16 protein-coding genes are annotated in these 20,192 nt (G+C 59.4%); 5 read left to right on the top strand and 11 right to left on the bottom strand.

The genetic code is table 11. From position 1 onward, the window contains the following. Nucleotides 1-36 precede the first annotated feature (36 nt). From NQZ67_RS15270 to NQZ67_RS15235, 8 genes are all read right to left on the bottom strand, one after another. A complete protein-coding gene (locus NQZ67_RS15270) occupies nucleotides 37-435 on the bottom strand; it encodes a VOC family protein (protein ID WP_257447337.1) in 399 nt (132 codons plus the stop codon). A 184-nt stretch (nucleotides 436-619) separates the two neighbouring features. Beyond that, complete coding sequence (locus NQZ67_RS15265; RefSeq protein ID WP_257447334.1) at nucleotides 620-2,434, bottom strand: glycoside hydrolase family 20 zincin-like fold domain-containing protein; 1,815 nt, start codon at nucleotides 2,432-2,434, stop codon at nucleotides 620-622. Next, entirely contained in the window at nucleotides 2,431-3,648 is a 1,218-nt protein-coding gene (locus NQZ67_RS15260) for an N-acetylglucosamine-6-phosphate deacetylase (RefSeq protein ID WP_257447331.1), read from the bottom strand. The genes NQZ67_RS15265 and NQZ67_RS15260 overlap by 4 nt, the downstream gene beginning before the upstream one ends. 10 nt (nucleotides 3,649-3,658) lie before the next feature. Then, the gene (locus NQZ67_RS15255) at nucleotides 3,659-4,447 is read right to left on the bottom strand and encodes a glucosamine-6-phosphate deaminase (protein WP_257447328.1); all 789 of its coding nucleotides are present in this window, start codon (nucleotides 4,445-4,447) and stop codon (nucleotides 3,659-3,661) included. Between the two features lie 14 nt (nucleotides 4,448-4,461). Further along, on the bottom strand, nucleotides 4,462-7,515 hold the full coding sequence (locus NQZ67_RS15250) for a CBM96 family carbohydrate-binding protein (RefSeq protein ID WP_257447325.1): 3,054 nt from the start codon (nucleotides 7,513-7,515) through the stop codon (nucleotides 4,462-4,464). A 119-nt stretch (nucleotides 7,516-7,634) separates the two neighbouring features. Further along, on the bottom strand, nucleotides 7,635-9,197 hold the full coding sequence (locus NQZ67_RS15245; RefSeq protein WP_257447322.1) for an extracellular solute-binding protein: 1,563 nt from the start codon (nucleotides 9,195-9,197) through the stop codon (nucleotides 7,635-7,637). A 62-nt stretch (nucleotides 9,198-9,259) separates the two neighbouring features. Then, entirely contained in the window at nucleotides 9,260-10,129 is an 870-nt protein-coding gene (locus tag NQZ67_RS15240) for a carbohydrate ABC transporter permease (RefSeq protein ID WP_257447320.1), read from the bottom strand. A gap of 16 nt (nucleotides 10,130-10,145) precedes the next feature. Further along, nucleotides 10,146-11,120 (bottom strand): ABC transporter permease, encoded by a 975-nt coding sequence (locus NQZ67_RS15235; RefSeq protein ID WP_371825309.1) that lies wholly within the window; start codon nucleotides 11,118-11,120, stop codon nucleotides 10,146-10,148. A gap of 349 nt (nucleotides 11,121-11,469) precedes the next feature. On the opposite strand from NQZ67_RS15235, the gene NQZ67_RS15230 reads away from it, so the two are divergent. Further along, nucleotides 11,470-13,740 carry a helix-turn-helix domain-containing protein gene (locus tag NQZ67_RS15230; protein WP_257447318.1) on the top strand — a complete coding sequence of 757 codons (2,271 nt, stop codon included), beginning with the start codon at nucleotides 11,470-11,472 and terminating at the stop codon, nucleotides 13,738-13,740. Between the two features lie 206 nt (nucleotides 13,741-13,946). Here the strand turns inward: NQZ67_RS15230 and NQZ67_RS15225 are convergent, their stop codons facing one another. Both NQZ67_RS15225 and NQZ67_RS15220 read right to left on the bottom strand, forming a co-directional pair. After that, nucleotides 13,947-14,345 carry a DUF1801 domain-containing protein gene (locus tag NQZ67_RS15225; protein WP_257447316.1) on the bottom strand — a complete coding sequence of 133 codons (399 nt, stop codon included), beginning with the start codon at nucleotides 14,343-14,345 and terminating at the stop codon, nucleotides 13,947-13,949. Between the two features lie 85 nt (nucleotides 14,346-14,430). Further along, nucleotides 14,431-15,312 (bottom strand): LysR family transcriptional regulator, encoded by an 882-nt coding sequence (locus NQZ67_RS15220; protein ID WP_257447315.1) that lies wholly within the window; start codon nucleotides 15,310-15,312, stop codon nucleotides 14,431-14,433. 111 nt (nucleotides 15,313-15,423) lie between these two features. On the opposite strand from NQZ67_RS15220, the gene NQZ67_RS15215 reads away from it, so the two are divergent. After that, nucleotides 15,424-16,710, top strand: coding sequence for an adenylosuccinate synthase (locus NQZ67_RS15215; RefSeq protein ID WP_257447313.1), 1,287 nt, complete (start codon nucleotides 15,424-15,426; stop codon nucleotides 16,708-16,710). 403 nt (nucleotides 16,711-17,113) lie between these two features. Here NQZ67_RS15215 and NQZ67_RS15210 read toward each other — a convergent pair whose 3' ends face one another. Continuing rightward, nucleotides 17,114-17,287, bottom strand: coding sequence for a hypothetical protein (locus NQZ67_RS15210; protein WP_257447311.1), 174 nt, complete (start codon nucleotides 17,285-17,287; stop codon nucleotides 17,114-17,116). Between the two features lie 172 nt (nucleotides 17,288-17,459). Here NQZ67_RS15210 and NQZ67_RS15205 point away from each other — a divergent pair, with 172 nt between their 5' ends. The 3 genes from NQZ67_RS15205 (at nucleotide 17,460) to NQZ67_RS15195 (ending at nucleotide 20,186) form a co-directional block, all read left to right on the top strand. Continuing rightward, nucleotides 17,460-17,621, top strand: coding sequence for a hypothetical protein (locus NQZ67_RS15205; protein ID WP_257447310.1), 162 nt, complete (start codon nucleotides 17,460-17,462; stop codon nucleotides 17,619-17,621). 748 nt (nucleotides 17,622-18,369) lie between these two features. Next, nucleotides 18,370-19,278, top strand: a complete 909-nt coding sequence (locus NQZ67_RS15200; RefSeq protein ID WP_257447308.1) for an aldo/keto reductase — start codon at nucleotides 18,370-18,372, stop codon at nucleotides 19,276-19,278. A 62-nt stretch (nucleotides 19,279-19,340) separates the two neighbouring features. Then, a complete protein-coding gene (locus tag NQZ67_RS15195; protein WP_257447306.1) occupies nucleotides 19,341-20,186 on the top strand; it encodes a DUF2935 domain-containing protein in 846 nt (281 codons plus the stop codon). Nucleotides 20,187-20,192 lie beyond the last annotated feature (6 nt).

The following is a 20,192-nucleotide window of genomic DNA, read 5'->3' as shown; positions in this document are numbered from 1 at the left end:
TAGAATATAACGTGTTACGAGGAATATCCGCTATGTTTATTGCGCCGCCGTCGTAATCATCCATCTGACTCCGAATTTGTCTTCCAGCTGTCCATACAAGGAGCCCCAGAAGGCCGGCTCGAGCTGGCATATGACGTTGCCTCCCGCCGCCAGCTTATGAAACGCCTCGCGGGCTTCGGCTTCCGTCTCGAACTCGAGGCTTAAATTAATGGCATTGCCCCGAACAACCGGCTCGAAGACAGAATCGGACATCATGAAATGTACGCCGGCGGCGATCAAGCTGAGATTCACGACTTTGTCCTTTAACTCTTCCCGGGCTCCCGGCAGCTGGCCGTGCGTCATCACGGACAGAATCTCTCCCCCGAATGTTTGAACATAAAACTCCGCTTGCGCTTTTGCGTCCTCCGACATGATATACGTTGTGTGTTTTGCCATTTTTGACAACATCCTTTCGTCTCTTGGTTTTGGCTGTTTTCTTCAGCCTCTATTAAAACAACGAACAGGGGACGGCCAGATCGACAAGGTTTAAAAAAAGTTTTTTATTTTTTTCGGCTATACGAAAAAAAGGAGCCCAATCCTCTTCCGATTGGCACTCCTCCTCCTGAGCTTGAGCTTTCCGTCACTCCTCCAAATTCATTCCGAGCTCCCGGTAAATCGTCTTCTCCAAGTAGTCGTGCAAATAGAAGCGCGACGAGACGAAGTGTGCGGCCATGTCCGACGGCTGGTACCGCTCCAGCGCGGCCCGCATTCTCGGGCGGACGTCCTCCCGGCCGCGATGGTTGCGCTGGTAGTTGTTCAGCAGCGAGCGCCGCTCCGCGGCGTCGCCGGGGAACAGCTCCCAGCGGTATAAATACTTGTGGATGGCGCGCGAACGGTCCGTCGCCTTCTCGTAATCGTGCATGATCGCGATCAGCTCGGCATAATCCCGGTTCAGCCGGACCTCGTCCCGCAGCTTCCAGATGATGTCGTAGTAATCCTCGATCCGATAGTTGCCGAGCTTCGCATGGCCGACTTCCGGTTCAATGCCGTGGAATTGATACAGGAAACGATCGATGAACGTAGCGGGATCGCTCCCTCTATTCCAGCACAGATCGGCGTGCAGCAGCATCGGGTACCACGTCGTCTCGAACACGCCGTAAGGCATGCCGAGGCTGAACGGTCCGGTCCAGTTGGTGGCGACCATGCAGTCGATGCCGAGCCTCTCCGACGTCTCCGTCCACTGGAGCAGATTATCGACACGGTTAACGATGACCGGATAGTTCTGATGCTCCGCCCAATCGAAGCTGCGAACGGCCGGTGCGCCCATTACCTCGATGCCGAGCTTGCGGAACTTTAGCGTCAGCGCGGACACCTCCGAGTCGATGTTACGGCCGTTGTAGATCCAGATCATGGCAATACCGCGCTTGTCCAGCCGGCTCAATTCCTCCTCCGGGCATTTGTCCAGCATGTCATGCCAGAAGATCGGCGTCTTGCCTCGGTCCGCCGTGAAGGCGATCAGCCGGTTCAGGAATGCGATGAACGCCCGCTCGCGCACGCCGTCGTACTGCTCCCGACACATCTCGCATTCGCATAGGCTGTACACTTCATCGCAGCCGAGGTGAATATAGCGCGATTCCGGATGGCGATCCATCATCTCGGCCAGCAGCCCCGTCACCAGCCCGTACGACTCCTCCCGAGACGGACACAGCTCGCCGAGCGATTTCTCCGTCTCCCGCAGATGCTTATACTTGTCGTGGCGAAGCACGTATTCAAGATGGCCGAAGCTTTGCTGCAGCGGAATGATCTCGATGAAATGCTCATGCGCCTCCCGCTTTAGCTCCTCGAACTGCTCCCGGCTCAGCGCATGGTTCGGATGCACCAGCTCTGGATACGTCTCGAACGGAAATTTGTCTTCGTATTCGATCAGCAGCCCATTGACCTTGTAACGGGCGAAGTCCGCCAAATACGCGACGAGCCGCTCCGGCTTCGAATACGTCTGCCGCAAATCGTAATTCATGCAGCGAAGCGCCGTATCCGGCCAGTCCGCGATCGTCCCCGCAGGCATCGTATCACTTTGCTCCATCAGCTGGCGGAACGTCTGCAAGCCGTAAAACAAACCTGCCGCGTCAGGCGCCCAAATTGCCGCCCCGTTCTCGTCGATCCGCAGACGATAGCCTTCTCTCTTTCCAGCCGCCATGGGCCAATCCTGCTCATCCGCAGGCTTGCGCGATCCGGCATCCTGCCCATCCGTCCTGCCGATCCGAGCGGAATACCCGCTCCCGGCGGATGCCGTCTCTACCTGAACGGCCACGCCGGGGAACAGGCGGTGGCATTGCCGCTCCAAGCGCGGGTCTTCCCGCTCCAGCCGAAGCTCGGCGGCTAGGGGACCGGCGGACGCGAAGCCCGCCCCCTCCTTCATGATCCATTGTTTCGTTTGCGGTATTAAGGATATCATGCCGGTTCTCCTCCATTGGGCCTTCTAAGCCGTGCCGGCGGCTGATCGCCTAAATCGGCGGGCACGCCGGCTTTGTAGGTTTGTAGTAGGGTTAAAGAATCGTAAGACCACGCGAACAAAACAAGATCCGCGGGCGCTCCCGCCGTCAGTCCGCCGGTCTGAGGCAAGCCGAGCAGCCCGGCCGGATGCGCCGAAGCGCAATCCCACGCGCCGCCCAGATCCGCGAGTCCCTGATTCGCGAGATAGGCGACTTGCTTCGGCAGCGGCATCGCGGAGCCGGCCAGCAGCCTCGAATTGTCCGCCAGATGCAGCTTGCCCTCCGGCGTCAGCACGACGTCGCCGCCGATATGATGGCGATACGCGCCTGCCGGCATGCCGCAGAACGACACCGCGTCGCTGACGAGAATCGCCTTCTTCCCTTTCATGCGCAGAATAACCTTCAGCACGGCGGGCGGCAGATGGAAGCCGTCCGCGATCATGCAGCCGTACAGCTCATCCGCCGCCAGCTGCTCCCATATATAATTCGGATGGCGGGGCAGCGTCAGATGTGCGCCGTTGCCGAGATGAGTCGACATTACGGCGCCGGCCGCCACCGCCTCCCGGATCTGCTCCGGCGACGCCGACGTATGTCCGATCGAGACGAGCACCCCGCTCTCCGCGCACCGCGCGATAAAATCCGCGGAGCCCGGCCATTCGGGCGAAACCGTCACGATCCGGATCAGTCCCTCCGCGGCTTCCTGCCAGCGGCGGAATGCATCCCAGTCCGGCGGCCCGATATGCTTGAGTGGATGCGCGCCGCGCGGTCCGTCCTCCGGCGAGAGGAACGGGCCTTCGAGATGGATGCCCGCAATGGACGCCTCCGCGGCCGAATCGCCGCGCACAGCCTCCGCGATAGCACGGGCCGCCTGCTCTATGCCCTCCGAGCTATTCGTAATGATCGTCGGGCAGTACGTAGTAACGCCATCCTGCAGCAACGCGCGCGTCATCTCCGATACCGTCCCCGGCCGCAGCGGCAGCGCGTTCATATCCAGCCCGTAGCAGCCGTTCACCTGCAGGTCGACGAGTCCGGGAGCGATCCATGGCTGGTTTTCCTCGCATAGACCGGCGGGGACGACCCTAACCGACCGAATAACGCCACCCTCCATCTCCACTTCCACAAGGCCGCCCGTCCGGTAATGCCGGCCTCGCAGCACATTGCCCGATTGCGCGTTCATGCTCATCCCCTTACGCCGTTCCTTCCGCGGGACCGTACGCATCCAGATCCGTGAACAAAGTCACGTTCGGATGCTCCCGCAATATCGAGGCCGGGCAAGCCGTCGTAATCGGGCCGCGCATCGTCCGCCTTACCGCCTCGCGCTTCGTGGCGCCGGGCACGCTGCAATACAGCCGTGCCCCCGACATCAGCGCAGGAATCGTCAGCGTTATGGCGTGCGTGGGCACGGCATCCAGCGCAGTGAAGCAGCCGTCGTTCACTTGTTGCTGGCGGCAAGGCAAATCGAGCTCCACCGCCTTGACGAGCAGCGGATCGCGGAAGTCCGCGACCGGCGGGTCGTTGAACGCGATATGGCCGTTCTCTCCGATACCGAGACAGACGATGTCGATCGGCGCTTCTGCCAGCATGGCCGAATATCGCTCGCATTCCCGCTCTATGCCTCCCGAGCCGTCGATCAGCTCTACCCGGCCGGGACGAACACGGCTGAACAGCCGCTCGCTTAAATACGTCCCGAACCGCTGGGGCGCATTCGCATCCAGCCCGATGTATTCATCCATATGGAAAGCCGTAACGCGGGACCAATCGATGCCTTCGGCGCGGATCAGCCCCTCGTATAGCTCATTCTGGGAAGGAGCGGCCGCGAATACGATCCGCGCCTCTCCCTTCTCCGCGATTGCCTCCCGAATGCCGGTCGCCGCCTGGGCAGCAGCCTCCGCGCCCATCGCCATGCGGTCGGCATACACCTGTACGCGCATCCTTCCCGCTTCTCCTATCCATACCGGCTGTACCTGTTCTGTCATGCTGCACATCCTCTCTATGTGTTCACTTGGAGATAAGGCTGCCCCTCATCGCTTTCGCTGCTGCTTAACTTGATGACGACGCCTGCCGTATTCGGCTCAGTCCATTGGAACGTCGCCTGCCCTCCGGAGGCGGCGATCCCCGCGACGAATGCCGTCACGTCCGCCGCATACCAGCCCGCTTCCGTCACCCGAATCGTACCGAGCGCCGTTCCTCCGGCCACTGGCCGGTTCGACCAATTCACCGCGCCTTCCTCCCACTGCGCACCCGAGTACCCTCTGAGCGATAGCGTAACCGCCTTCGAAGGCGCCTCCGGCACGTAGACGAACAGCCTCGCCAAGACGACGGGATCGGCAATCGCCGAAACATTGGCCCCCATGAAGGCGATCCGGTCTCCCCCGCCGGAAGCGTTCGGAATGTCGGCCACTTCGAGCAGCTGGGCCTCGCCGAAGTTACCGGTCGGCTCATGCTCGTAGACGTAGGCGTCCCGCGATACCGGCACCGTCAGCTCCTCGCCTCCGCTTCTCTCGATGCGCAGCAGGTAGACATCCGTCGTGCCGTCCGCATTGTAGACAAGGACGGATACGACCTGCGGCCCGGAGCCGATGGCAACCGTCACCGGCGCCGATCCGCCCGGCGAGATCACGCCGTTCACCTTCACGACGCTGGACGCTTCGGCGGCCGTCGGGGTAACCTGCAGCTCGCCAACAGACGCGGGCACCGTCACCGTGTATGAGGTTCGCTCCTTCGCAAAAGCCGCGCTCCACGTTCCGGTATCCGTGGCCAGCCCGCTTAGTCCCTCGCGGGGCGTAAGCGCCGTCGCATGCGGCTCGTCATGCGCGCTGGCGAAATAATAGCCGGACAACGCGATCCGCCGCGGCTCGAATCCGACCTGCCTGCCGGATGCGATAGCCTCCGAGGTGAACAGGACCGTACCCGCGGCTCCTGTCACTCCCGTGACGTAGCGTCCGCCCGAATACGTGAACCGGCCCTCCACGGCGGCACCGGCCAAAACCTCTCCCGTCTCGTAATCCGAGACCGTCATGGAGGCGGAGGCCGAGCTGCCCGTATACGCGATGTTCATCTCCTTCACAATCAGCGGCTTCAGCTCCGTATCGCCCGTCGTTACGGCGACCTCCGAGGAGACGGGGCCGATATGGCCCGCGAGATCCCTCGCGGCAACCTTGTAATAGTACGTCGTGGTCGGCAGCAGCCCCTTATCCTGGTAAGTCAGCGATCTCGAGAGACCGGCGATCGTATCGGCGGTCGGCGCGAAGTCCGGCACCGTGCTCCGGTACACGATATACCGGTCGATTTCCCCGTTATCCCCTGCCATGCCGTAGCTCAGATTCACCGTCTGATAGTCTGCGGCCAATGCCGCCGGTCCGCTCGAGACGGCGGTCGGCGCCTCCCCGTCCGCCGGGGGCGACCAGGCGGTGCCGCCTTCTCCCCAGTAGGACGGCAGCAGCCGGTACGAATCGTAATGGTGGACGGCAATGCCGCCGAATGTGGAGTCTTCTCCAAAAGCGGCATACACCTTATCGAGCTCCGCCTCCATATGCGTGCGGCCTTCTTCCCAGAAGCTGATCGTCTCCGGATCGCCGCTGTTCGCGATATCCAGCGTCTCCACGCCGATGACGACGGAATCCGGCTTGCCAATCAGCGCCGCGTATGCGATCTCTCCGGCGGCGCCGGCAATGATGCCGGCCGAGCCGTCGGCCGAATCGCGGTAATCCATAATGGAGATATAGTCGGAAATATCCTGAATATGCTCCGACAGCCATTTGGTCTCCCCGTTCCACGTAATGCTCTCGCCTTGGGCGGACGAATTGTACCACTTCGGAATGGCGGGACCGAACGGCAGGTTAATGCCCGCGGCATCCCTTCTCTCGATCATTTTGGCCAGACCGTCCAGGTACTCGCCTTGAAGAAACTTACTCGCATCCTTAAAATCCGGCGAAATGTACGGCTCGATATCCACGTTAATGCCGTCGAACTTCTCGTCCGCCTCCGCCGCGAGGTTGTAATTTACGATCTGCTCCATCTCCCGCACCGCGTGATGATGGTATCGCTCGTAAGCGCCCATATAGGCCGGCGACGTGCCGCCCGCGATCAGCGCGTGCACTTGCAGACCGCGTTCATGCGCCCAGCGTATAAACGACTTCAGCTCCTCCTCTTGCTCCTCGAGCGCGCGGTAACCCGCGAAGCTGCCCACCGCCAGATAAAGCGTCGTCACGGCGTCCGAGCCGAATGTTTCGGTATCGGTTATAAAATCCTCCAGCACGGCGCGCGAGCCCGGATTCAGCAGCAGCCTGTAGCTCTCGGGCTCCCAAATCCACATCGCCCGGTCCTGATGCGGCATGACGAACGGCTCTTTCGTTCCCGCCCCCACTTGGGCGTAGACGGTAGGGCTGTAACCGAATCGGCCCGGCCCGTTGCTCGCCCTTGCCTCCAGGCTGACCGTCCTGTCGCCCAGACCTTTCGTCTTCCACTTGTACTCATAGTTCGTGCCGTCGAACTTCGCGTCCATCCATGGTCCCCGGTTCACGCGAACCTGGACGCCGGTTACCGGCGATGCCGACGACACGCTTACCTTTACCCGGACTTTGCCCGTGAGCGGTACGCCTTCCTCCGGACTAACGATGACGACTTCCGGCGCGGCGGCCGCCGCGTTGTTCACCTGCAGCGTCACCTTGCCGCTCCATACGCCGTACCGGGTCGCGACGTCGAGCCCGCGCGCGGTCAGCTCGATCCCGCCGTCGTACCGCGAAACATCGAGCGGGTACGACCATGTGCCGGCATCATCGCCGTCCGGGTCGTCCATCGCAACGGCAGTCTGGCGGACGCCGTTAATATACAGCCTGACGTCGTACACGCCGGCGTAAGCGCCGCTTACCTCCACGATGCCCCCGCTTGCGGCATCGCCGTTCTGCGGGCTTAGAATCGAGACGAACGGCGCCGGCGCCGCGGTTGCCGCAGGAACGGCGAGCGGGCCTCCCAGAGCAAGCGCCAACGACAAAACGAGAACCAGAGCAAATCGCGGCATGCGCGATACTTTCCATGAACGCATCGGAAATCATCCTTTCGACTGGCTTAATGATAGAAACCGGTCATGCGGCGGATCGCCTCTTAAGAGGAGCGCCTCCCTCTCTCGAGAGGAAGGCGCGATTACTGCGTTTGGTAAGAAGCCTATTTCAATTCGACGCCCTGCATGCGGTCGTAAGCCGTTTTGTACGTTTCCAGCAGCTTGTCGACGCCAAGGTTTTTGATTTCTTCGACGTACTGATCCCACTCGTCCAGGCTTCTCGAGCCGGTAATGAACTTCGCGAAGCTTTCGTCGCGATGCTTCTTGATCGCCTGGCCCGTCAGCGAGATGACCTCGTTCTCGCTCTCCGTGAAGGCCGGGCGCGGCTGCATCGCCGGCGGATCGTATTTGGCCGCTTCGGTGTACGCGTTCCGCAGATCCTCCGAGAACAGCGACAGATGGGCGTCATAGTCGATCCATGTGTACGTGCCGCTCGTCTGAAGGCCGGTCTGCTTGCGCATTTCGGTCACGTCCGTGAACTCCGGTTTAAACTTGTTGGTATCGCCTTCCTTGACATAAGTCTCGCCCTCGACGCCCCAGCTCGTCATCGTGCGTCCCTCTTCGGAGTAGAAGAAGTCCATGTACCCCATGACGTCCTCGATGTTCTTCGACGTCGACGCGACCGTCAGCCCGCCCTCCATGTAGTGGAAATACGGATTTTGCTGCTTGCCGCCAGGCACTCCCGCCGGAGGCGCCATGAACTGCATGTTGTACTCCGGATTTTCCTTCCGCATCGCGTTATTGAAGAAGTCGACGCGGCTGATGTAATCGACCGTCACGAACGCTTGGCCCGTAGACACCATGTCCTGCCACTGCTTCGTCTGCAGGGAGAGGAAGTCCGGCGGAATGAGCCCTTCGTCGTAAAACTTCTTCCACATGGCGACCATCGCCTTGTAATTGTCTTCGATCGGCCCGTACCGGTATTCCTTCGCGTCGAAATCGAAGTATGCGCCTTCGCCCGTCCCGAAGTTCACTGTCATGTTCGTGTTCATCTCGTCCGGAATCTGGCCGTAACGGATCGACAGCGGATAGCTGTCCGGATATTTCGCCTTGAGCGTCTTCAGAGCTTCATACAGCTCGTCGTACGTTTTCGGCTGCGCGAGCCCTTCCTTCGCGAACACGTCTTCGCGGTACAGCCAGATCATACGGTTCGTCTCGCCGAAGCCCTGGTTCGGGAACATGTACATCTTCCCGTCATGGGACAGGGCGGCTTTTGCTTCCTCCGGATACTGCTCCATCCACTTCTTCAGGTTCGGCATGCTGTCGATATGCTCCATAATGTCCACGAGAGCGCCGTCCTGGCCGAATTTGTTCGACTCCCTGCGGTTCGGCATGTACATCAGGTCGGGCATCGTCTTGGACGCCACGACCAGATTGAGCGATTCGCCGAGCTTGCCGGAAGGCGTCTGCACCTCGAGCGTCACGCCCGTCTTCTCCTTCAGCCAAGTCCAGATCGGCCAGTCCGCGTTATATGGGAACGTTGGATTGTTATCCAGCAGCGCGGTGAGCGTCTTGCTCTCCGGCGCGCCGTCTTGGCCGCCGTCCGCCGTAGCCGTAGGAGAGGCGCCGGCATTGCCGTTGTTGCCGTTATTGCCATTGCTTGAACATGCCGCCAGCAGCGAAATGGCCATGACTGTCGACAGAACGAGAGCGAGCGATTTTTTCATGTGAACAACTCCCTTATTAGATATACGTACGATTGCGCTTGCTTCATCGGATCGGGAAACCGTCAGCCTTTGACCGCCCCGATCATAGCCCCCTTAACGAAATACTTCTGAATGAAAGGATACACCATCAGAATCGGCAGCGACGAGACCATGATGGTCGCGTACTTTAACGATTCTTCGACGATTTGATTATCACCTCCAATTTGGGTCACGTCTCCCGACGCAGCGCTGCCGGCCAGAACGAGATTCCGCAGGAGCACCTGCAGAGGGAACAGATCCGGCGTGCGCAGGTACAAGAGCGGGAAGATGAAATTATTCCACAAGCCCACCGCGTAGAAGAGGGCGATTGTAGCGAAGGAAGCTTTGGACAGCGGCACGATGATGCGCATGAAGACGCCGATGTCGTTCAGACCGTCGATGCGCCCGGACTCCTCCAGCTCCTTGGGGATGCCGGCGAAGAAGGTCCGCATCAGAATGAGATTCCAGGTGCTGACCGCGCCCGGGATGACCATGCCCCAGATCGTGTCGACGAAGCCGAGGGAGCGGACGACGAGGAACGTCGGGATCATGCCGCCGCCGAAAAACATCGTGAACACGATCATCATCATGAACCCTTTGCGGAAGGCCATGTACGTCCGGGACAGCGCGTAGGCGCCCATCGAGGTGACGACCAGGGCGATCGAGGTGCCGAGCGCCGTATAGACGATCGTATTTTTGATCGCGTTCCACATTTTCGGATCCCCGAGCACGATTTCGTACATATTGAAGTTCAAGCCTTTGGGCCAGATCGTCACTTCGTTCTTCATGACGTACGCGTCGCCGCTGAGCGACACCGCGAGCATATGAAGGAACGGGTACAAGGTCACGATGACCACGAATAGCAGGATGACCGTGCTGACGACGTGGAACGGGCTTATTTTATTCAGCTTCATAACGTTCTCCTCCCTGCTACCATATGCTCGTCTCGCTGACGCGCCGACTGATGAAGTTCGCGGTATAGATGAAGATCAGGCTGATGATGCCCATGAACAGGTCGATCGCGGCGCCGTAGCTGAAGTTGCCCTGCTCCATGCCGACCCGGTATACATAGGTGCTGATGATGTCGGCGGTCTCGTAGATGGCCGGATTCTGCATCAGGAATACCTTCTCGAAGCCGATCTCGAGCACCGAGCCGATGTTCAGAATGAGCGTGATGACGATCGCGAACGAGATGCCGGGCAGCGTGACGTGCCACAGCTTGCGCATCCGGCTGGCCCCGTCGATGCTGGCCGCCTCGTAGAGCTGAGGGTCGACCGCGGTCAGCGCCGCCAAATAAATGATCGTCTCCCAGCCGATATGCTGCCAAATTTCCGACAGGACGTAGATGCCCCGGAACAGGCCCGGCTCGTTCATAAAATTGATTGGCTCGAAGCCTAGCGCGACGATCATCTCGTTAATGAGGCCGCCTGTCGGCGACAGGAACATGATGACCATGCTCGCGACGATGACGTTGGAGATGAAGTGGGGCAGATAGCTGACCGTCTGCACGAACCTCTTGAACGCCGCCTTGCGGACCTCGTTCAGCAGCAGCGCCAGAATGATCGGAGCCGGGAAGCCGAACGCCAGGTTCATGACGCCGAGCACGAACGTGTTTTTCATGAGCAGCAGGAAGTCGGGATTCTCCAGGAACATCCGGTAATATTTGAAGCCGACCCAATCGCTCGCCCAGACGCCCCTGAACAAATTGTAATCCTTGAACGTGATCACGAGCCCGAACATCGGGGCGTAACGGAAGATGAGATAGTAGATCAGGCAGGGCAGGAAGAGAAGCCACAAATATTTGTTCTGCTGCCACATCCGCCTCCACTTGTCCGGTCTTCGGCGCTCGAACGCGAGAGCTTCCTCCGCGTCAGGCACGCCAGGCGTAACACTCGTATGAGCCATACACATTTCTCCTCGACGGTTGGTAGATGTCAGGTTATCTGCCGCAATTGGCGTGAACCTTGTGATTGAAGTATAAATCGCAATATCTCATGAAATAAATCCTCACATAGCAATGTAGATCAACAAATTATCGAATATCGGGAGAGATGTGTATAAAAGATGAAAAGTGCATATTGTCCCCCGGACCTCCCGGCCGTATGATAGAACGTACAAGAACAGGGCGCCTCCCGCGCCGCGCGCGCCGCCAAGGCGTCCAGGCCGATTTCAGAAAGAGAAAACGGAATATGCGGATATGCGGATATTTCCGCAAATCGGCATACTCCGCCGTCATCCGGAGGTGGGGTCAACGATGAAGGGATTGTCCACATTCAAGCTGGGCTTTGCGCCGGGCACGCTGCTCGTCAAGCTGATGGCCAGCTTCCTCAGCGTTATTCTGCTGCTGGCCGCCTTTAACGTTTTTTCCTATTTATATTTGCGCAATAAACTGTACGACGAAATCGTCCGGTACAACGAGCTCGGCATCAAGCAGACGGTAGAGAGCTACGAGAACCACTTCCGCATGACGCAGAACATGATCCTCTCGCTCACCCAATCCGACCGTTGGATCGCGAACATCGGCATTCTGAGCAACGTGGAGAGCAACCGCCGGTACGATAAGATGAACGAGGTCAAAACCGATCTGGCCGAGCTGTACACGAATCCGTTCCTGCATGTCGAAAACTTCATTCTATACTTCAAGCAAGCCGGATACGTGCTCGAGAAGGAGGGCACCAGCAGCGCCTCGGACATGTTCGCCAGCTATTATGCCAGCGATGCCTATCCCCCTTCCTACTGGGACGGCCTGTCGACCGACAACTACCTAATGCGGATCCTGCCCGCCGCCGTTTTCACCGAGGAGTCGATGGGCAACGTTCGGTCGCTCGGCCTGCAGCTCCCGCTCGTCATTAAGGCCGCACCTTACGAGGACGTCTACTGCATCGTCATGATGGACCCTCGCAAGCTGTACTCCGCTTACGCCAATACGGGAGAGCCCTTCTACATCCTGGACCCGGAAGGACGGACGCTGTTCTCTTCGCATGGCGACACCGCGGTCCGTTCCCCTTCTTCCTTCGAAGATGGCAAACGCCACGAGCAGAGCGGCGGGAACTATTATTTCTATGAGCAGGGCGCGGACACCGGCTTCACCTACGTGCGAGTCGCGCCGATCAAGAGCATTACCGCCGAGATGATGAAGCTGAACATTCTGCTCGTGACACTGCTCGTCGTAGCCGTTCTCGTCAGTATCGTCGGTGCCGCCTTGTTCAGCCTCCGGCTGAACCATCCGCTGAAGCGCATCGTCGCCATGCTCGAGCGCAAGCAGGAGCTGCCGCTGCCGGCAAGCTCGATCAAGGAGTTCGCGATCATCGGCGACCGCATGAGCAGCATCATGGACGACAACGAGCAGATCCGCAAGGATCTGCTTCAGAAGAACTCGCTGGTGCGCCAATACGCTTACACCAACAAGGTGAAGAACATTCCGATGAACCTGCACCTGACGGAGCTGGAGGACGCGGTGCAGCTGAACGAGCCGTATGCCGCCGTCCTCTACGAAATCGGGTTCAAAAACACCGATTCGGAATACGAGCAGGAAATCCAGCTCCTCCGGAAGCTCGTGCACGGCTTGTTCTCCAGCCTCGGCGAGGAGCCCGTCACGCTGCAGATCGAGCATAACCAGCTCATGTCCCTGCTCTTCCAGCCGGGCTCGCAGAGCGAGGTGCTGCGCATCCTGCACACGCTGAAGGAGTTGCTGGGGGCCGAGGACTATCTCTGCCTGACGATCGCCGTCAGCCCGGTCTATCCGGAGGATACGCCGGTCACTCTCGCCTACGAGCAGCTCCTGCAGCTGCTGAAGGAGAAGCGGCTGACCGGGGAGACGCAGATTATCGCGGAGCCCCGTTCCTCCGGCAATCGCGCCCTTCCGATGAAGGTGACGCAGCGCGAGGAGCTGCAGGCCCGCCTTCTGTCCGGCAGCGAGGAAGCCGTCTTCGAGTGGGTGGACCGCCATCTCGAGCAGCTGGCCAAGAAGGATGCGCCCGCCGCGGATTTCCAGGCTTACGCCCGCGGCGTCGCCGAGCAGGTCGAGAAGGCGCTGGCGAAGCTGAACGTGCCGGATTCCTCCGGCGACGCCGGCGTCAAGCCGGCCGACCCGTCCGGCTTCGACCGCTTCTATTCGGCGGAGCAGTACCGGGGATGGTTCCGCGAACGGATCCGCCCCGCCTTGTCCGCCATCCGCGCGAGGACGGAGACGAAGGATCCGATCACGACCTTCGTGACCGAGTATTTGGACGGCCATCTGGGAGAGGACATCAATCTCGATCTCGTCGCGGATAAGCTGAACATTACGCCGGGCTACCTCTCCAGCTACTTCAAGGAGAAGACCGGCACGAACTTCAGCGACTACCTGAACGACCTGCGGATCGGACGCGCCAAGGAGCTGCTCATGAACCTGGAGCTGCGCATCCAGGACGTGGCTTCCGCGGTCGGCTACCATAACGTCAATTCGTTCATCCGCATGTTCAAGCGTTACTCCGGCATTACGCCGGGCGAGTACCGCAAGCGGAACGTCGGGGGCTCCGCTTGACGACTGATGCTCCCGAATAGAAGAAGGCTGATGACAAAGCTCCGTGTTCGGGCATTTGTCATGTAAAGAAAAAAACGAAATGCTGCACTCGAGTGCAGCATTTCGTCTTCAACCTGTATGTAATAAAATAAATCCTGCGAGCATGTAGGATTTTTTTGATTTTGGAGTCATTTGGCGGGAGAAATCGCGGAATTGCTTCGTTCCCCTTACTCGATGTCCACCCACCTTCTGACCGCTTCTATTAGCAGCCCGCTTTTGGCCTCGATATCCTCCATGCCGGTCAGCTTGATCGTCGCCCTGTCGTTCGCCGCCCACTCCATCAACCCGCCTATATCTTCGAAATAAGGCTTCATGTCGACGGAGTCCACGGACGCCTTGGCCCCGCGGTGAAGCACCAGCCGAAAAAAACCGTTGCCGCGAAGATTGAACGTCACTCGATCCTCGTTCCGGTAACAGAAGCTCGGTGCATTCCATTTCACTTGCTCGGCAAGCTCCCTGTCCATGCCCTGCAGCATGCGGCGGACTTCTTCGATCTCCCTCTTTAGCGGATGTTCCAGCCGCTGCATGAATTCGTCGACTTGATGCGTACCCGTAAGCTTTGCCACCATGACCCCTCCAGTTTGTTATCATTACCTTCATTATAGTACAGCCGCCGCTCGTCCATTTCTTTTCGAATGCTCCGTTCGCCGTTCAGGACAATTCGTTCAAAAATCGTTTCGCCGCGGCCGACAATGGCACGCCCTTCAGCGTCGCGATCCCGACATGGCGGACGGGCGGCGGCGGGACAAGCGGGAGCTCGACCAGCTTGCCTGCGGCCAGCTCCTCTTCGATGTAGCTTCTCGCCATGAACGTCAGGCCGAAGCCGCTCAGCGCGAACTGAACGAGGAGGTCGAGGCTGCCGAGCTCGAATTCCGGCTTTAGTTCCACTCCGTTTGCCTCGGCGTAGCCATCTAGGAAGCGGCGCGTGCTGCCGCCCGGCTCGAGGAGCAGCAGCGGATATTCGCTCAATCTCCCGAGCGGGAACGGTTCGACAGCAAGCCCGGCGTATGCCGCCGCGCCTCCGACGAGGCATTCCTGCAGGACAACGCTCTCGCGAAACTCGACCTTGTCATCCGACGCCGGCAGATTGACGATGCCGAAATCGATCGCCCCCTCCTTCAGCAGCGCGAGCGTCTCCGGCGTCGTCCGGTTCGTCACGCGGATCCGAATATCCGGATAATCGCGGTGGAACTTCTCCAGCCGGGGCAGCAGGAAGTGCTTACACAGCGTATCGCTCGCTCCGATGCTGATCTCTCCGTGGCTTAGGCTCCGCATCTCGGCCATTGTTTTCTCCCCCAACTCCAACATGCGGAACGCCTGCTCCACGTAATGGAAGAGAGCCTCCCCTTCCGCCGTTAACGACACGCCTCTGGCCGAACGGAAGAACAGCGGTCCGCCAAAGCTTCCTTCCAGCTGCTTCAGCGTATGGCTGACGGCTGGCTGCGTAATGTGCAGGCGATCCGCCGCCTTCGTCAGGCTGCCGAGCTTCGCGGTCCAATAGAAGACGCGGTACCATTCCGTATTATTTTCCATATTGGCATTACTCCTATTTATAGATGTCATTACGAATATCAATTTCACTAATGGATATATCTCGAATTATAATGATCGCTGTAAGGGAAAACAAGATCGGGAGGCGTTACTATGACGGTTACGGCGATAGTGGGAGCGAATTGGGGAGACGAAGGCAAAGGCAAAATGACGGACGTGCTCGCGGCGGAAGCCCGCTACGTCGTCCGGTACCAAGGAGGCAGCAACGCGGGGCATACGATCATTAATCCCTACGGGAAGTTCGCGCTCCATATGCTGCCGTCCGGCGTGTTCAACCCGGACATCGTGAACGTGATCGGACCAGGGACGGCGCTTGATATCGAGGCGTTCTTGTCGGAGAGAGAGCAGCTGCTGGAGAGAGGCGTGCCCGAGCCGATCATCCGCGTGTCGAACAGGGCGCAGGTCGTGCTGCCGGTTCACCGCTTGTTCGACGAGCTGGAGGAGGAGCGGCTCGGCGCTCGCGGGTTCGGCTCGACCAAGAAGGGCATCGCCCCCTTCTACTCGGACAAATACGCGAAGCTCGGCGTGCAGCTCGCCGATCTGTATGACGAAGCCCGGCTGCTGCAGCGGTTGACGCAGTCCCTTGAGGCGAAAAACATTTTGCTAGCGCAGCTGTACGGACGGGATACGATTCGTCCCGAGGAGCTGATGCCTGCGTTGCTGGCGCAGGCGGAGAAGCTGCGGCCTTTCGTCTGCGACACGACCGTCATGCTGCATGAGGCCTGCTTGAAGGGCGAGCGCATCCTGCTCGAAGGCCAGCTGGGCGCGCTGCGCGATCCGGATCACGGCATTTATCCGTATTCGACTTCCTCCTCCACGCTCGCCGGCTTCGCGCCCGTCGGCGCCGGCGTGCCGCCTTATGCGATTACGGACATTCTGGCGGTGACCAAAGCTTACTCCAGCTGCGTCGGCGCGGGACCGTTCGTCACCGAGCTCTTCGGCATGGAAGCGGAAGAGCTCCGCAGACGCGGGGGCTCGGCCGGCGAGTACGGCGCAACGACCGGCCGGCCGCGCCGGGTCGGCTGGTTCGACGCCGTCGCGACCCGCTATGGCTGCATGGTGCAGGGCGCGACCGGGGTGGCGCTTACCAACCTTGACGTGCTCGGATTTATGGAAGAGATTCCGGTCTGCGTCGCGTACGAGCTAGAGGACGGCAGCGTGACGGAGCAATTCCCCGCCTTGTCCAAGCTGGATACGGCGAAGCCCGTGCTTCAGTCGCTGCAGGGCTGGAGCTGCGACATAACGGGGGTGCGCTCCTTCAATGAGCTGCCGAAGGCGGCTAGGCAGTACGTGGAGTTCATCGAGGCTTCCATTCGAACTCGGATCACCTACGTCTCCATCGGCCCAGATCGGGAGCAGCTTATTGAGCGAGGCAACTAACGGCGTACGAGTCGGACCAAAAAAGCGGCGGCGTGCCGGGAGAAAATTGCGTTCTCCCGCGGCACGCCGCCGCTCTTTTTTGCGACTGACCGGATAACGAGCCATTCGCGTACGGCCTTTGGGGCTTATAGGCCGACTTTTCGGCATATTGCCTTCTCGAGCCGCTCCCAACGGAGCATAAGCCGACTTTTTCGGCATATTGCCCTCTCGAGCCGCTCCCAACGGAGCGTAAGCCGACTGTTCCGGCCTATTGCCCTCTCGAGCCACTCCCAACGGGGTGTAAGCCGACTTTTCCGGCTTATTGCCCGCCCCAGGCGCTCCCAACGGGGCGTAAGCCGACTTTTTCGGCCTATTGCCCTCTCGAGCCGCTCCCAACGGGGCGTAAGCCGACTTTTTCGGCCTATTAGTCGCCTATGTCATCCCACATTCTGATCTTCGACCGCTCCCGGGAGTCCGCCACCATCCCGAACTCTTCTTCTTCCGTAAACAGCCCATACTCCGGATCGATGTCACGCTCCGTCACCAGTCCCTCATGGCGCACGCTGTCCGGCAGCTTCATGCGTTGATTCTGTTTCATGGCTAGCACTCTCCTTTTTCGGCAAGTTTAGTTTGTCATGCCATAGATTACCCCGTTTTTTGGAAAATAAATCGGTTAGCGGGCAAGAGGACGAAACCAGGTTCGGCCAACCTCACCCATCCTATGGTAAAATTCAAAAGACGAATAAGTGAATCTCGAAAGGATGAGTGAGATGACTACGCGCAGCTTCAAGGATTGGCCAGCCGACGAACACGACAGATGGAATCGAATGGGGCACCATTTCGGCAGGACAGTGATAGACGAAGTAAAAGGATACGCGCGCGGAAATATCCCGTCGGACGCCTCGCCGGAAGAAAAGCTGGCAGCCGAGTAAGCGATCAGCGACACGATCTATGGCTTCATGATGCTGCTTGACGGCGTCATCGAGAGCGGCATTGACCCCAAGCACGGCGTTGAATTTGCCCTAATGGCGTGAGTATACGATACTGAAACAAGAGAATACATAGAGGAAATCGAGCTAACCCCTGAAGGCGACGGGTTGTGCATGGGATTCCATGCGTGGGAGGACGGAGAATTTGAGTAACGCTGCAAGGCGCTCTCAACGCCTTGCAAGCCCGAATTCGACCGCGACTCTCGCGGCAAGGCGCTCTCAACGCCTTACAAGCCCGAATTCGACCGCGACTCTCGCGGCAAGGCGCTCTCAACGCCTTATAGCACCGGATTCGCTCGCGACTCTCGCGGCAAGACGCTCTCAACGCCTTACTGCCCCGAATTCGACCGCGACTCTCGCGGCAAGGCGCTCTCAACGCCTTATAGCACCGGATTCGCTCGCGACTCTCACTGCAAGGCGCTCTAAACGCCTTACAGCTTCGAATTCGACCGCGACTCTCGCGGCAAGGCGCTCTCAACGCCTTACTGCCCCGAATTCAACCGCGACTCTCGCTGCAAGGCGCTCTCAACGCCTTACTGCCCCGAATTCGACCGCGACTCTCGCTGCAAGGCGCTCTCAACGCCTTGCAAGCCCGAATTCGCCTGCGACTCTCGAGGCAAGGCGCTCCAAGCGCCTTAGCAGCCTATCCGCAACGCGAAGCGCAAACAACTCACAAAAAGGAGGCACAAAAATGAAACAAAACCGCCTAGGCAAATCCGACCTATCCGTCAGCGAAATCGGACTCGGCTGCATGTCGCTGGGGACGGAGGAGACGAAGGCCGTCTCCATCATCCACGAGGCGCTGGACAGCGGCATCAACTTCCTCGACACCGCCGATCTCTATGATGCAGGACGCAACGAGGAGCTGGTCGGCAAGGCCGTCCGCGGCCGCCGCTCCGACGTTATCATCGCGACCAAGGTCGGCAACCGCCGTGTGCCCGGCAAGGACGGCTGGACTTGGGATCCGTCCAAAGCCTATATCCTATCGGCCGTCAAAGACAGCCTCCAACGTCTCGGAACGGACTACATCGATCTGTACCAGCTGCACGGCGGTACGATCGACGACCCGATCGAAGACACGATCGAAGCCTTCGAACAATTGAAACGAGAAGGCGTCATCCGCCACTACGGCATCTCCTCCATCCGGCCGAACGTCATCCGGGAATACGTCCGCCGCTCGGGCATCGTCAGCCTGATGAGCCAATACAGCATGCTGGACAGACGTCCCGAAGAAGAGACGCTGCCGCTCCTAAGCGAGCACGGAATCGGCTTAATCGCGCGCGGACCGCTGGCCGGCGGCATCCTGACGGACGGCGGGGCAAGCAAAGCCCATCGCCCATATCTCGATTACACTCAGGAGGAGCTGCCTGAAGCGCGCCTCCGGCTCCTCGAGCTCGCGGGCGACAAGCGGACCTTCGCCCAGACCGCGATCCGCTACGCGCTGAGCGATCCCGCGGTTAGCGTCGTCATTCCCGGGGCGAGCAGCCTGGAGCAGCTGCGGCAGAACCTATCCGCCGCTACGGCGCCACCCCTAACCGCCGCTGAACGAATCGCCCTCCAAGGCGCGACCAAAGCGAATCGATATACGGATCATAGATAGACGAACAGCCTCATACACTTAGGATGAAACGGAACGATCATCCAAGGGTAGGAGGCTATTTCATGTCGACGGAACAACCCGCATTCACATTCACTCCCCATCAGGAGCACGCATTCTGGCTCGAAATTATCGGCGACCACGCGCACTTCATGAGGGATTACCTGTCCCCGACGGAGACGCGGTGGGTCGGGAACGCGCAATGGTACATCGACGCGATCGACGCGCTTCGGAACAAAGTCGATCAGATGAACCCCGAGCTGCCTCCATACTCGCCTGAGATGATCCGGATCGCGCAGGAAATTTATCCGGTCGCGTCCGGCTATTACCAGTTCGAAGGCCATATGCAGCGGCTCCGCATACAGAACGAGGTCAATCTGAACCTTACGCCTTCATACCTCAATGGCACGCTGAACGAGAATCAGGAATATTTGCGTTTGCTCGGCTACTATATGCAGGGATTGCAGCCGCCTCCGCAGCCTTTGTACGATCTTCTCGACCTCTGGCTGGAGGATCAGCTGGGCCATGCCGTGCTGCTTGGCAATGTGCTCGACCCCATCGAGCTAGGCTTTACCAGGACAACGGATGAATTTGCCGCCTCCTTCCAGGCGCTTATGCTGAAGAACGAGACGTTCAAAGGCTATTTGCGCTTCACTCCTCCCGGCTTCCAGGCCCAGCTGCAGCTTGCCCGGGATACGTCCGCGGTTACCGCCGAGTTCTACCGGTTCGTCGAGAAGATCATCGCCATGTACGAGAATACGAGCGTCTTGTCCCGGGCCACGCTTAGGTTCCTGGAGCATCATCTTCCCGAGACCTGTTACTTCATCCATAAGCTTGAGCAGCTTGACCCCGCCATTGTCAAAATCCCGAACTGCCCGCTGACGAAGCCTTCCTTCCCGCTGAATCCTTAGCGCGGG

Source organism: Paenibacillus soyae (genome assembly GCF_024623455.1).
GTDB lineage: Bacteria > Bacillota > Bacilli > Paenibacillales > Paenibacillaceae > Pristimantibacillus > Pristimantibacillus soyae.
The sequence above is the reverse complement of the archived record's forward strand: the minus strand, read 5'-3'. Positions and strand labels throughout refer to the sequence as shown.